Source organism: Pseudomonas sp. 1121_17, assembly GCF_052850745.1.
Window position 1 is genome coordinate 1 of sequence record NZ_VXCX01000011.1, and the last position, 14,211, is coordinate 14,211.

10 protein-coding genes and 2 pseudogenes are annotated in these 14,211 nt (G+C 62.1%); 3 read left to right on the forward strand and 9 right to left on the reverse strand.

Going from position 1 to position 14,211, the window contains the following annotated elements:
- Window positions 1-30 precede the first annotated feature (30 nt).
- From FW789_RS18635 to FW789_RS18650, 4 genes and pseudogenes are all read right to left on the reverse strand, one after another.
- Complete coding sequence (locus FW789_RS18635; RefSeq protein ID WP_371411591.1) at window positions 31-768, reverse strand: methyl-accepting chemotaxis protein; 738 nt, start codon at window positions 766-768, stop codon at window positions 31-33.
- 126 nt (window positions 769-894) lie between these two features.
- A pseudogene (locus FW789_RS18640) lies at window positions 895-1,968 on the reverse strand (HAMP domain-containing protein); the annotation flags it as partial.
- Between the two features lie 159 nt (window positions 1,969-2,127).
- Window positions 2,128-2,430: a cell division protein ZapA gene (locus FW789_RS18645; RefSeq protein ID WP_101322472.1), complete on the reverse strand. Its 303-nt coding sequence runs from the start codon at window positions 2,428-2,430 to the stop codon at window positions 2,128-2,130.
- Window positions 2,427-2,657 (reverse strand): hypothetical protein, encoded by a 231-nt coding sequence (locus FW789_RS18650; protein WP_103435263.1) that lies wholly within the window; start codon window positions 2,655-2,657, stop codon window positions 2,427-2,429. Before FW789_RS18650 ends, FW789_RS18645 begins: the two co-directional genes overlap by 4 nt.
- 297 nt (window positions 2,658-2,954) lie before the next feature.
- Here FW789_RS18650 and FW789_RS18655 point away from each other — a divergent pair.
- Both FW789_RS18655 and FW789_RS18660 read left to right on the forward strand, forming a co-directional pair.
- Window positions 2,955-3,710: pseudogene (locus tag FW789_RS18655) on the forward strand (MCP four helix bundle domain-containing protein); the annotation flags it as partial.
- A complete protein-coding gene (locus tag FW789_RS18660; RefSeq protein ID WP_371411592.1) occupies window positions 3,702-4,565 on the forward strand; it encodes a methyl-accepting chemotaxis protein in 864 nt (287 codons plus the stop codon). The pseudogene FW789_RS18655 and the gene FW789_RS18660, both read left to right, overlap by 9 nt.
- 30 nt (window positions 4,566-4,595) lie before the next feature.
- Here the strand turns inward: FW789_RS18660 and gbcB are convergent, their stop codons facing one another.
- Window positions 4,596-5,696 carry a glycine-betaine demethylase subunit GbcB gene (gene gbcB, locus FW789_RS18665; protein WP_101322475.1) on the reverse strand — a complete coding sequence of 367 codons (1,101 nt, stop codon included), beginning with the start codon at window positions 5,694-5,696 and terminating at the stop codon, window positions 4,596-4,598.
- 293 nt (window positions 5,697-5,989) lie between these two features.
- Between gbcB and gbcA the strand changes: the two genes are divergently transcribed.
- On the forward strand, window positions 5,990-7,282 hold the full coding sequence (gene gbcA, locus FW789_RS18670) for a glycine-betaine demethylase subunit GbcA (protein ID WP_103435265.1): 1,293 nt from the start codon (window positions 5,990-5,992) through the stop codon (window positions 7,280-7,282).
- Window positions 7,283-7,972: 690 nt separating this feature from the next.
- Here gbcA and etfB read toward each other — a convergent pair.
- From etfB to dgcA, 4 genes are all read right to left on the reverse strand, one after another.
- Window positions 7,973-8,743: an electron transfer flavoprotein subunit beta gene (etfB, locus tag FW789_RS18675; RefSeq protein WP_103435266.1), complete on the reverse strand. Its 771-nt coding sequence runs from the start codon at window positions 8,741-8,743 to the stop codon at window positions 7,973-7,975.
- A gap of 10 nt (window positions 8,744-8,753) precedes the next feature.
- Window positions 8,754-9,986: an electron transfer flavoprotein subunit alpha gene (etfA, locus tag FW789_RS18680; RefSeq protein WP_103435267.1), complete on the reverse strand. Its 1,233-nt coding sequence runs from the start codon at window positions 9,984-9,986 to the stop codon at window positions 8,754-8,756.
- Complete coding sequence (gene dgcB / locus FW789_RS18685) at window positions 9,986-11,938, reverse strand: dimethylglycine demethylation protein DgcB (protein WP_103435268.1); 1,953 nt, start codon at window positions 11,936-11,938, stop codon at window positions 9,986-9,988. The genes etfA and dgcB overlap by 1 nt, the downstream gene beginning before the upstream one ends.
- A gap of 202 nt (window positions 11,939-12,140) precedes the next feature.
- Complete coding sequence (gene dgcA / locus FW789_RS18690; RefSeq protein WP_101322481.1) at window positions 12,141-14,201, reverse strand: dimethylglycine demethylation protein DgcA; 2,061 nt, start codon at window positions 14,199-14,201, stop codon at window positions 12,141-12,143.
- Between the last annotated feature and the right edge of the window lie 10 nt (window positions 14,202-14,211).

The window sequence follows — 14,211 nt, forward strand, 5'->3', positions numbered from 1 at the left end:
GGAGGGCGCGGCAACACCGGCTACTGCATTTCAAAGCCTGAAACCACCCATCTGCCGCGCCAGGTCATCGGCCAAGCGGCGCAGTGTCTGGCATTCCTCGCGACAATCAAGCACCTCGGCGGCGGTCTGCCGAGCCAGGTCGGAAATCCCCTGCACGTTGCGATTGATCTCTTCAGTCACCGCTGACTGCTGCTCGGTCGCGGTGGCCACCTGCTGGTTCATGTCACTGATGCGCTCGACCTGATCGGTGATCGCCCCCAGCGAGGCGCCGGTGCGCTGGCTTGCTTCAACCCCGCTACCGGTGGCCAGCTGGCCTGCCTGCATGGACGTCACAGCCACGCCGGCGCCCTGCTTGAGGCGCTGAATCATCTGCTGCACCTGATCGGTAGACAGCTGCGTGCGCCGGGCCAGGGTGCGCACTTCATCGGCGACCACGGCAAAGCCGCGGCCCATTTCACCGGCGCGGGCCGCCTCGATGGCCGCATTGAGGGCGAGCAGGTTGGTCTGCTCGGAAACGCTGCGAATCACCGCCAGCACCTCATCGATCGAGGCCACTTCCTGCGCCAATTGGCCCACCGCCTCGGCGGCCCGGCTGATTTCACCGGACATGCCGTGGATGCCCTGTACCGACTGGCGCACCTGCTCGCGCGCCTGCACCGCTTCGTCACGTGCCGACTGCGAGGCGTACGCCGCATGCCCTGCGTTTTGCGCAACGTCCTGCACAGTCAGGCCCATCTGGTGCACGGCGGTGGCAACCATCTCGGTCATCTGTTGCTGACGCTCCGAGCGGTCGGCGGTGTTACCGACTACCTGCGTCACCTGTTCGACCGAACGGTGCAGGCGCTCGGTAGTGCTCAGCACCTCAGCGATCAGCGCCCTCTGGCTGTCGAGAAAGCGGTTGAACCCGCGAGCCAGGTCGCCCAGTTCATCCTCGCGGGAATCATCCAGGCGATGGCTCAGGTCGCCGGCGCCGCCACCAATCTGCACCAGCGCCGTGGTCACCTGACGGATCGGGCGCACCAACCCGCGCGCCAGCAGCACCACCAGCAGCAACGAGAGCAAGGCTACTGCCCCACCAATCAAGCTGGTCAGCCACACCGCCTGGTGCATCTGCGCGTAGATCTGCGCCTGCGGCACTTCGGCTACCAGCGTCCAGTTGAGATCACGCAGCGGCAGGCTCAGGGCCAGATACTGCTCGCCGTCACGTTCGAACTGGCTACGCTGCAGGCCGGCGCCCTGCCCCAGTAAAAGCTTGGCGGCGTCGCCACCGACCTGTTCGGCGAGCGTGCGTTTGGCGCTGTATTGATTGTCCGGGTGGACCTGGATCAGGCCGTCGTTGCGCACCAGCATGACCCTGCCCTGCTCGCCAAAGCTGAAGTCGTGGATCAGCTTGGACAACTCGGTCAGGCGCAAGCCCATGCCGGCGATGCCGACCAGCTGCCCGGCCTTTTCGATGCGGTAGTCGATGAACAGCGCCACCTCGCCGGTGGCGCCATCCACGTCGATATTGATCAGCCGCTCGGCACCACTGTCGATGTAGCCATAGAACCACTGGTCCTTGGGGTTCTGCCGGCTAAGGGTGCGATCCAGGCCTTTCTCGTTGTAGTAGTGGCCGCTCGCAGTGGCGGCGAATAACGCGGTAAACGCATGGTTGCGCTGCTTGGCAGCGTCCAGGTATTCGATGAAGCGCGCCGCCTCGGCGGGATTCTCACCGGCAGCGAGCCAGTCACGCAGCAGGGTATTGCCAGCAATATCGGCGGCCGCCACCAGCGGCTGGCTAAGCATGCGCTCGATATCGTTGCGAATGGCCTCGATGCTGGCCGGCAGAGCGGTGTCGAGCAAATAGCGCTCGGTCAGGCGATTGACCGCCACGGTATAGATCGCAACCACCACCAGGATGCTCACCAACAGGGCCGCGCCCATGCCTGCGATCAACTGCAACTGGATACTTCGCCGCCAGATACGCATACGTTTTCCTCCCCAGGATTCTTGTTTTGGGAGATTGTATACACTTACGTATCCATTCAATCCAGCAAATCATCGACAAACGCTGAGCGCAAAAACGGGGAACAGCCACGCGTCACCGCATGGCTGTTCCCCGCTCGAAATTTGCCGTTGGCTGGTGCTTTACTGCTCGCCGATGGTGCGTGCGATGGCATCTACCGTGGCATCGATCTGCGCCTGAGTGCGGGCGAGCGTCACTTGATGCTCTTTTTGCAGTTCGATCTGCCGCGAGCACAGATTCAGCGCCGCCAGCACCAGCAGCTTGTCACCGATCAGGGTCGGGTACTGGCGCTTGGTTTCGTTGAGGGCGGTGTTGAGCATCCGCACAGCCTGCGAGAGGGTCTCTTCCTGGCCTTCAGGGGCCTTGATCGAATAGTCGATACCCAGAATCGACACGACATTGATCGGCTGCGCTTGCAGTTTCATGCGTTGACGACACCTGCGCTGGCGCGCTCAACCAGCGCCTGGATACGCGCAGCAGCGGCGCCGTGTTTCTCTTCCTGCTCCATCAGCGACAGCTGCAGGCTGTCGTTGTCTTCCTTGGCCTGGGCCAGTTCCTGAGCGATGGCAGCGTTCTGCTCGCTCAGCTGGGTGTTTTTCTGCATCAGGTCGTTGACCAGCTGCTCGAGTTGATTCAGGGAAGTTTCCAACATGGGGTATGTCTATCTCGGGTTGTTGCAGAGGGCGCACACGATAAAGAAAAGCACGCGCTCCCGCCATTAAATATCGGGTCAAAAGGCTTCAGCCAGGCCAGATTGACAGAGGATCGGCCACCTTGTTCCGGCCTGGGTCAACCGCCGGTCAGGATTTGTCGCGGCCAGCTCGGGCTTTTGCTCATCGAACTCAAGACTGGCCGGTCATGACCGATAGCCATACAGGTCTTATCCCGACGCAAGGATTGCGCGCCACCTTACCTTGCCTGGATTGTCCAAATCATGTCCCTACGCAATATGAATATCGCCCCGCGCGCCTTGCTCGGGTTTGCCTTGATCGGTGCATTGATGCTTGGCCTTGGCGTATTTTCGCTGGTCCAGATGGGCAAGATTCGCCAGGCGGGTGTCGCCATCGAAAGCATCAACGTGCCGAGCATCAAGACCCTCGATGAGCTGACCGCGCTGAGCCTGCGCTTGCGCACGCTGTCCTATCGTCTGCTGGTCAATCGTGACCCGGCCACTCAGCAAGAGACCCTGCGCCTGCTGGACGAGCGCAACGCGCAAATCGACAAGGCCCAGAGCCGTTACCAGACGTTTATCGTCGCCGCCGAAGAACAAGACGCGTTCGACCAGTACGGCCAGTTGCTGACCCAGTACCGCCAGCTGGAAACCCGCATGCGCAACCTGAGCCAGGCCAACCGTATCGACGAACTGGCCGACCTGCTCAACCGCGACCTGCTGACCAACTCCGAGCAGATCAACAAGGTCATGAACACCTTGCTGGAAATGAACACCGAGCAGGCGCGCAACGCCAACGCCACCGCCGCCAACCAGTACAGCACGGCGTTCACCCTGGTGATCGGCCTGCTCATCGCCGCCACCGTGCTGACCCTGATCTGCGCATTGCTGCTGACCCGCAGCATCGTCAAGCCGATCGAAGAAGCCTTGCAGGCAGCTGAACAGGTAGCCGACGGCGACCTCACCCACACCATTCGCGCCGAAGGCAGCGACGAAGCAGCGCGCCTGCAGCGCGCCATGGCCCGCATGCAGGAAAAGCTGCGCGACACCCTGCACCTGATCGCCGGCTCCTCTACCCAGCTGGCCTCGGCGGCCGAAGAGCTCAACAGCGTGACCGACGAGAGCGCGCGCGGCCTGCAGCAGCAGAACGCCGAAATCGAACAGGCCGCCACTGCCGTTACCGAGATGACCAGCGCGGTCGAAGAAGTGGCGCGCAATGCCGTCAGCACCTCGGAGGCTTCGGCTGAAGCCAGCCGTTCCACCAGCGATGGCCGTGACCTGGTACTGGAAACCGTCAGCGCCATCGAGCGCATGAGCGGTGACGTGCAGGGTACTGCCAAGCTGATCACTCACCTGGCCGAACAGTCGCGTGATATCGGCAAGGTACTCGACGTGATTCGCGGCCTGGCCGATCAGACCAACCTGCTCGCCCTCAACGCCGCCATCGAGGCAGCGCGGGCCGGTGAGGCCGGGCGTGGTTTTGCCGTGGTGGCTGACGAAGTGCGTGCACTGGCGCATCGCACCCAGCAGTCGACCAGCGAGATCGAGCGCATGATCGGCACCATCCAGGGCGGCACCGGCCAGGCGGTCGAGTCGATGCGCACCAGTACCGAACGCGCCGAATCGACCCTGAACATCGCCCGCGGCGCGGGCTTGGCGCTGGACACCATCGCCACGGCCGTAGCACACATCAACGAGCGTAACCTGGTCATCGCCAGTGCGGCCGAAGAACAGGCTCAGGTCGCCCGCGAAGTTGACCGCAATCTGGTCAACATCAACGACCTGTCGGTGCAAAGCGCCACGGGTGCACACCAGACCAGCGCGGCGAGTGCCGAGCTGTCCCGCCTGGCCGTTGATCTCAGCAGCCTGGTTGCACGCTTCCGCGTCTAATCCAGGCCGCTGGGTTGCGGCGGCCTCGACTTAGTACTCGATACGAACGTCGCCGCGCGGCACGCTGCAGCAGGAGAGGATGTAGCCCTCGGCTTCATCCTCTTCAGTGATGCCGCCGTTGTGCTCCATGTCCACTTCGCCGCCCAGCTTGAGCACCTTGCAGGTACCGCAGATGCCCATGCCGCAGGCTTTCGGGATCATCAGGCCAACCTTGGCCGCCGCCGCATGCACGGTCTCGCCCGGGGCCACGCGGATGCTCTTCTCGCTGCCGACGAACTCCACCAGGTTCAGATCGGACAGATCCACTTCCGGTGCATCGGCTGCCTGTTCGGCGTGCTCGACAGCGTCGGCCTTGGCCTCCGCCGGGGTCGCGCCAAACGACTCCTCGTGGTAGTTCTTCATGTCGAAGCCGACCGCCTCGAGCATGCGTTTGACCGCGCTCATGTACGGCGTAGGCCCGCAGCAGAACACCACGCGCTCCATGTAATCCGGGGCGATCAACTCCATCAGACGCTGGTTCAGATAACCCCGGTAGCCTGCCCACGGCTCGCCCAGCCCGTGCTTTTCACAAATGATGTGCAGGCTGAAGTTGGGGATGCGCGAGGCCATCTGTTCGAGCTCGCGGTGGTAGATGATGTCCTTCGGTGAACGCGCGCTGTGGACGAACACCATGTCGACATTGGCGTTGGTGTCGTAGAACCAGCGCGCCATCGACATCACCGGGGTAATGCCCACGCCACCACTGAGGTAGAGCACCTTCGGCGCCGGGAAATCAATGGCGTTGAACAAGCCGACCGGGCCGTGCACCGGCAGTTCGGCGCCTTCGTGCATGGTGTCGTGCAGGTAGTTGGAAACATGCCCACCCGGTACCCGCTTGACCGTGATCGAGAAGCTGTACGGCACCGACGGCGAACTGGAGATGGTGTACGAGCGCATCACCTGCTTGCCTTCGATTTCAAGCTCCAGGGTGACGAACTGGCCGGGCTTGAAGAAGAACATGATCGGCTGGTCGGCCATGAAGCAGAAGGTGCGCACATCCCAGGTTTCCTGGATGACCTTGACGCAGCGCACGATGTGGCGGCCGTTGGCCCAGGTCTGGGTGCTGACCGGGTTGAGGAATGTTTCGGACATGTTGTTCTCCAGCGGCCGACTACCGGCCTTTTATGGCTCCGATAATGCTCAAGGCCGTGGCCCGGCACATTCCCATCAGCGACATCGGCGTGCTTATCGCGACCAGCCCCGCACGACAAGGGCTGGCGCGTCGGAATTCGATTCGGCCATGTCGCCCATGGATACGGCTCAAGGCGCCCTTGATCGCACACTCCACGGCAAATAGACCTGATGTTTTCTGCACCTGCCTTGCGGCACTAAAACAACGATTAGCCACCTTTCGCCGGCCTTTATCGGCCTTGAGGATTACAACGATGGACGTCACCGCAACCCTGAGCCTGGGCGATCCACTGGAAGCTGCACGCAAGGCCACCGCCGAGATGCTGCAGACCCGCGAGCGCACCTACTCGCTGCCCCAGCCGTTCTACACTGACGAGCGTCTGTTTCAGATCGACATGCAGGAAATTTTCCAGAAGGAATGGCTGATCGCGGGCATGACCTGCGAGATCCCGACCAAGGGCAACTTCCTCACCCTGCAAGTCGGCAAAAACCCGATCATTGTCATCCGCGGCGCCGAAGGCAAGGTGCATGCATTCCACAACGTCTGCCGCCACCGCGGTTCGCGGCTGTGCACCAGCGAGAAGGGCAAGGTCGCCAAGCTGGTCTGCCATTACCACCAGTGGACCTACGAGCTTGACGGTCGCCTGCTGTTTGCCGGCACCGAAATGGGCGATGACTTCGACATGAAGGAGTACGGCCTCAAGCCGGTCAACGTCAAAGTCGCTGGTGGCTACATCTTCATCAGCCTGGCGCAGAACCCGCCGGCGATCGACGAGTTCCTGGCTACGCTCGACCACTACATGGAACCGTACGACATGGAGAACACCAAGGTGGCGGTGCAAACCACCTTGCTGGAGAAAGCCAACTGGAAGCTGGTGCTGGAGAACAACCGCGAGTGCTACCACTGCTCGGGCTCGCACCCAGAGCTGCTCAAGACCCTGCTCGAGTGGGACGACACCAACGACCCGCGTGCCGATCAGTCGTTCAAGGACCACGTCGCCGCCTGCGCTACGGCCTGGGAAGCGGAGAAGATCCCTTACCTGCACAAGAGCCACGGCCTGCGTAACCGCATCGTGCGCATGCCGCTGCTCAAGGGCACCGTGTCGATGACCATGGACGGCAAGCAGGCGAGCAAGAAGCTCATGGGCCGCATCCAGAACCCGGACCTGGGCTCGATGCGCATCCTGCACCTGCCGCACTCTTGGAACCACTGCATGGGCGATCATATGATTGTCTTCACGGTGTGGCCGATCAGTGCTCAGGAGACCCTGGTCAGCACCAAGTGGCTGGTCCACAAGGACGCTGTTGAAGGCGTTGATTACGACCCAGAGCAGATGCGCAAAGTGTGGGACGCGACCAACGACCAGGACCGCCGTCTGGCTGAAGAGAACCAGCGCGGGATCAACTCCACTGCTTATCAGCCTGGGCCGTACTCCAAGACTTACGAGTTTGGTGTGGTCAACTTCATCGACTGGTACAGCCAACGCGTGCTGGAAAACCTCGGGGCGGAACCTGCGCCTTATCTGAAAGAAGTCGTTACGCAGTAATTAACCTGCCGGGCATGCCTATGGGTGTGCCCGGCAAGTTGTCCACAGGTACCCGGTAGCATCTTTAGACCTCGCTCCACTCCCTCCTGATCAATTATTGATCAATTCCATGCAGGCCTTTAAATACATGGCTTGCAGCGGATGCCGAACATGTTGTCCACAGAAGCGCCAACAGACTTTGTGAACAACGTTCGCTACACATGTGGATAAGCTATCGAGAGCCCTGAATCTCAGGCATCTGGGCATCTTCTGACGATGATTGATCGAATTTTGATCAACTCCAGGTAAGCCACGGAATACGTGGCCTAGCGAGTTAGCCGAACAGTTTATCCACAGGCCGGTTAACAGCGATTGTGGGCAACTTTAAAGCTTGAACACGCAAAAAAGCCATGAAAATCCATGGCTTAGGCTGATCAATTATTGTACAGCTGGCTGTACGCCGCTAATTCAAAGGGCTGCAGGCATGAGCGAACACTTTATCCACAGCCTGGCTAACAGCAAATGTGCGTAACACCACTGCCCTTGTAGGAGCGGCCTTGTGTCGCGAAAGGCCCGCAGAGCGGGCCCAACGATGTCAGCGGTGAAGTTGAAAATGCAGGGCCGCTTCGCCGCCCTTTCGCGACACAAGGCCGACGGTATTTACAGGGACCGCGCGCCACCGCCGTACTCGCATGAGTCGGGAGGCCGCTATTAGCGCAGCACTCCTTCCTCTACCAGCAACTTGAGGATGGCCTCAGCGCCTTCCTGGGGGGAAACATCCTTCAGCACCTTGCCGCCACCACCGCTGGCCTTGGCTGTTGCAGCCTTCATCCGATCCGCGCCGCTCTTGGCCTTGATCACCTTGAGCCGCTTGGGCCGGGGCCGGGCCGGTTGCAGTTCGGCATCCGCCAGCAGCTCATCTTCGACAATCGCCACATCTCGCGCTGCCAGCACGCCACGCCGCGCAGGTCCGAACGCGCTTTGACGTGGCTTGGGCGCTGCGTTATCCACAGTGGCCAGCAATGGCAAACGCACTTTCAACCGGCGCCGCTGACCACGCGGCAGCGCCTGCAATACCTGGGCGGTGCCATTCTCGATCGACTCGACCTCGGCCAGCCCGACAATTAATGGCCAACCCAGCTTCTCGGCGAGCAAGAACGGCAACATACCGGAACCCTCGCCGGTCTCGGCCTGGCTGCCGGTCAACACCAACTGGGCGCCAGCATCACGTAGATAGTTGCCAAGCACCTCGAGCACGTCAGCCCCTTCCGGTTGCTCAAGTACATCCAGATGATCCAGGCCCATGCCCAGATAAGCGCGCAGCGCCTCCTGGCGGTGATCGCCAGCATGCACGACCTGCAAGTTATCGCCAGCCAGCTGCAACCCCAGCTCGACCGCACGGGCATCCTGCTCGGCCCGGCGACTACGGCCAGAGCCGGGATGAGCACCAATGGAAACCAGGCTAATGACCTTTGTACTCATGTTGGAACCCTTATGCCGCGTCGCGCTGGCCGCCGCTGCGGTAGTTATCCACAGCTTCGATCAGAGCCTGAAGAATCGCCGCGCTGTCGCCAATCACTGACAGGTCGGCCCGTTTGATCATGTCGCAGCCAGGGTCCATGTTCACCGCCACCACCTTGTCACAGGCACCAATGCCCTGCAGGTGCTGGATCGCGCCAGAGATGCCGACCGCGACGTACACCCGTGCGGTAACCCAGGTACCGGTGGCACCCACCTGGCGCGTACGCGGCATGAAGCCGTCGTCGACCGCCACCCGCGAGGCACCTTCGGTGGCGCCCAATGCAGCGGTGGCACGGTGGAATAGCTCCCAGTCCTTGACGCCGTTACCGCCAGAGACGATGAATTCAGACTCGGCCATGGCAATGGCGGCCGGGTCGACCGCCACCGAGCCAAGATCTTCGATGCGCGACAAGCTGCGCGCAACGCTTGTGGACAACTCGACCGGCAGCGCCTCATGGCGGGTTTCACTGACCGGCTCGGCGCACTCGGCAGCGGCCAGAATCAGCCGTGCCATGCCCCGTTGCAGGTCTTGTTGGCCCGCGCCAGCACGGCCGATGCACTGGCCATCCTTGATCTGCCAGACCCGCGTCGCCGGGCGTTCACCCAGTGATGCAGCAAAGCGCCGGCCAAGCTCACCGCCACCGGTGCGGCTGTCCGGCAGCAGCCAGTGCTGCGGCGCAAACTGGTTATCCACAGCGCGCAGGCCCTGCACCAGTTGCTCAGGTGCATAACCCTGGAATGCCTCGCCTTCGATCACCAGCAGACGATCGACACCGGCGGCGCCGAAATTTCCTTCCTTGTGCTCGCCAAAAACAATCGCCAGCACCGCGCCATCCTTGCCGGCCAGGCTGTGGGCCAGGCCGAGCAAGTCGCGGTCGTGAGGGCCAAGGCGGCCGCCGACCATATCGGGTACCACAGCGATGTAGAACGCAGGATCTGCCACCTGATGTAGCGGCAACTGCACTTCAGCTGCAGCCGTACGCCGGCCCCCGGTAGCGGTGCCTTGCTGCGCACCGCTGCGGTCCAGGCGTTTGAGGCCGCTGGCCGCAATGAAGCCTGCGGCAATTGCGTGGGGGTTCTTGCGGATGATGCCGTTAGGCCCCATCCAGCTGGTTTGCTGGGTTTGCATCGCTGCGTGCAGCGGATGCAGACGGTTACGGGCGATCCACTCGGCGCGTGGGTCGCGGCGGATGATGTCGCTCATCAATGCACCTCCGCAGGTTCACGTTTGGCTGCTGCAGCTTTCGCAGTAGCTGGAGCATCGGCTTCGATCAGCACATCGGCGACCAACTCGGCGAGGTCCTTGATCAGTGGCCGTGGTTCGACCACGCCTTCAAGCATCGCGGTGCACTGCGGGCAACCCACGGCGACCACTTCGGCCTCGGTTTCGCGAATGTCGTCCATACGCATATCGGGGATCCGTTGCTTACCCGGGATGTCGGTGATCGGTGCACCGCCACCGCCGCCACAGCAGCGTGAACGGAAGCCCGAGCGCTGCATCTCGCGTACTTCGATGCCCAGCGCCTTGAGCACTTCGCGCGGCGCCTCGTACTCGCCGTTGTAGCGGCCCAGGTAGCACGGGTCGTGATAGGTCACGCTGGAACCTTTGTGCTGGCCGAGGTTGAGCTTGTTGGCGGCGATCAGCTCGGCGATATAAGTGCTGTGGTGCAGCACCTGATAATCACCACCGAGCGCACCGTATTCATTCTTCAGCACATGGAAGCTGTGCGGGTCGCAGGTGACGATGCGCTTGAAGCGGTACTGCGCCAGGGTCTGAATATTGCGTTTGGCCAGTTGCTGGAAAGTAGCTTCATCGCCCAGGCGACGGGCGACGTCGCCGCTGTCGCGTTCTTCCAGGCCAAGCACGGCAAAGTCCACGCCTGCCGCCTTGAGCACTTTGACGAAAGCACGCAGGGTGCGCTGGTTGCGCATGTCGAAAGCACCATCACCGACCCAGAACAGCACCTCGGTGGTTTTCACCTCGCTGAGCAGTTGCAGGTTGAGGTCGGCGGCCCAGTTCATCCGCCCGCCCGGATTGAAGCCGCCGGGGTTGTCGGTAGCGATCAGGTTGTCGAGCACCTCGGCGCCCTTGTTCGGCGTGGCGCCGCGTTCCAAAGTCAGGTGACGGCGCATGTCGACGATGGCATCGACGTGCTCGATCATCATCGGGCATTCCTCGACGCAGGCACGGCAGGTGGTGCAGGACCACAGCGTGTCGGCATCGACCAGGCCATTGACGATCGGCTGATGCGGATGGCCGCCATGCTCGCCCAGCGGCTTGCCCGGATACGGGCTGCCGGCGAACTTGGCGTCGGTGCCACCGGCCAGGCCGATGACCATGTCCTGGATCAGCTTCTTCGGGTTCAGCGGCTGGCCGGCGGCAAACGCCGGGCACATCGCCTCACACTTGCCGCACTGCACGCAGGCGTCAAAACCGAGCAGCTGGTTCCAGGTGAAGTCGGCAGGCTTTTCCACACCGAGCAGTGCGTTTGGATCTTCCAGATCGATTGGCTTGAGCCCGGTCGAGCGGCCACCGCCAAAGCGTTCGGCGCGGCGGTGCCAGGCCAGGTGCAGGGCACCGGCAAAGGCATGCTTCATCGGCCCGCCCCAGGTCATGCCGAAGAACAGCTCGGACACGCCCCACAACACGCCAAGACCCAGTACAGCGACCATCACCCAGCCGCCAGTATTGGCGGGCAGGATGCCGGCCACCGGCAGCGTCGCAATGAAGAAGCTTGCAGCGAATACCAACAGGCTTTTCGGCAAGCGCATCCACGGCCCTTTGGACAGCCGCGCAGGCGGATTGAGGCGCCGCTTGAAGACGAACAGTGCGCCGCTGAACATGATCACGGTGGCGACCAGCAGGGCGTAGCCAAGGATCTTGCTCTGCAGGCCAAAGCCATGCACCAGAATCGCCAGCGCTGCCGACAACACAAAGCCGCCTGCAGTGGCGACGTGGGTGTTGGACATGTACTTGTCGCGCTCGACCACATGGTGCAGATCCACCAGGTAGCGCCGCGGCATGGCCAGCAGACCGCCGAGCAGGTTGACCTTGGACGGCCGGCCACGACGCCACATGCGCACCCGGCGCAACGCGCCGAGCACTGCCAGGCCAAGGGCCGCGAACAGCAGAATGGGTAGAAGGGTGTTCAACATGGGAGGCTCCCACAACAGCTGAAATCGTGCGCCGCTCTCAAGCAAGCGCGGCGCGGCCCCCTGTAGGAGCGGCCTTGCGTGGCGAAAGGGCTGCAAAGCAGCCCCAGGATCTATGTAGCGTCACAAGATCGCCGGGGCCGCTTCGCGACCCTTTCGCGACACAAGGCCGCTCCTACAGGAGGGCCAGTTCATGTGCGATCGATCAGAAGTCCTTGCACAGGCGCAAGGCGTCGTAGATCGCCGCGTGCACGTTGCGCTGGGCCACGCAGTCACCAATGCGATAGAGCAAGTAGCCTTCGCCCGGCTGGCTGAGGATCGGCTGTGGCTTGATGGCAAACAGCGCCTCCACATCGATCTGGCCCTTGTTGCGCGACCCCTCTTTGAGCCCGTAGTACAGCTCTTCGTCAGGACGCACACCGTTCTCGATTACCACCTGGTCAACCACCCGCTCTTCCTTGGCGCCGGTGTATTCGTTTTCCAGCACCGCGATCAGTTTGTCGCCTTCGCGGTAGACCTTTTCCAGCATCAGGTCGCCGGTCATGATCACTTCTTTCGGGTACATGCTGCGGTAGTAGGTCGGGAAGGTGGTGCCGCCCATGGCTACGCCTGGCTTGATGTCGTCGGTGACGATCTCGACCTGGCTGCCCTTGTCGGCAATGAAGTCCGCGGTCGACATACCGGTGAATTCGCAGATGGTGTCGTACACCAGCACATTCTTGCCCGGCGCAACCTTGCCATCGAGCACGTCCCAACTGCTGACCACCAGGCCTTCGGCAGCGCCCCAATGCTCGTTCTGCTCGACGAACGGATGGCCACCGACCGCCAGCACGATCACGTCCGGGCGCAGGTCCTGGATGGTCGCGATGTCAGCCGCAGTGCCCAGGCGCAGGTCGATCTTCAAGCGGGCGAATTCGAGCTGGTACCAGCGGGTGATACCGGCAATCTGGTCGCGTTGCGGAGCCTTGGCAGCAATGGTGATCTGCCCGCCCATCTGCTCTTTCTTCTCGAACACGGTAACGTCGTGGCCACGCTCGGCGGCAACCCGCGCCGCTTCCATGCCGGCAGGGCCGGCACCGACCACCACTACCTTGCGTTTGACGCCGGTAGTCTTCTCGATGATGTGCGGCACGCCCATGTATTCACGGGAGGTTGCGGCGTTCTGGATGCACAGCACATCCAGCCCTTGATACTGGCGGTCGATGCAGTAGTTGGCACCGACGCATTGTTTGATCTGGTCGATCTGGCCCATCTTGATCTTGGCGATCAGATGCGGGTCAGCCATGTGCGCCCGAGTCATGCCGACCATGTCGACATAGCCGCCTTCGAGGATGCGCTGCGCCTGGTTCGGGTCCTTGATGTTCTGCGCGTGCAGCACCGGGACCTTGACCACTTCCTTGATGCCGGCTGCCAGGTGCAGGAACGGCTCCGGCGGGAAGCTCATGTTGGGGATGACGTTGGCCAGGGTGTTGTGGGTGTCGCAGCCGGAACCGATCACACCAAAGAAATCGAGCATGCCGGTCGCATCGTAGTACGCGGCGATCTGCTTCATGTCTTCGTGGCTGAGGCCATCGGGGTGGAACTCGTCACCACAGATGCGCATGCCCACGCAGAAATCGTCACCAACCTCGGCGCGCACGGCTTTGAGCACTTCCATGCCGAACTTCATCCGGCCTTCGAAGCTGCCGCCCCATTCGTCGGTACGCTTGTTGACCCGCGGGCTCCAGAACTGGTCGATCATGTGCTGGTGCACAGCCGACAGTTCGACGCCATCCAGGCCACCTTCCTTGGCCCGGCGCGCAGCTTGCGCATAGTTGCCGATCACCCGCCAGATCTCTTCCGGCTCGATGGTCTTGCAGGTAGCACGGTGCACTGGCTCACGCACGCCCGACGGCGACATCAGGGTTGGCCAGTTGAAACCGTCCCAGCGTGAGCGACGGCCCATGTGGGTAATCTGAATCATGATCTTGGCGCCGTGCTTGTGCATGGCGTCGGCAAGGTTCTGGAAGTGCGGGATGATCCGGTCGGTCGACAGGTTGACCGAAGCCCACCACTCCTGCGGACTGTCGATGGCGACCACCGACGAGCCACCACAGATGGCCAGGCCGATACCGCCCTTGGCCTTCTCTTCGTAGTATTTGACGTAACGGTCGGTGGTCATGCCGCCGTCGGTGGCATACACCTCGGCGTGAGCAGTACTCAACACACGGTTACGGATGGTCAGTTTGCCGATCTGGATCGGCTGGAACATTGCTTCGAAGGCCATGACGCTATCT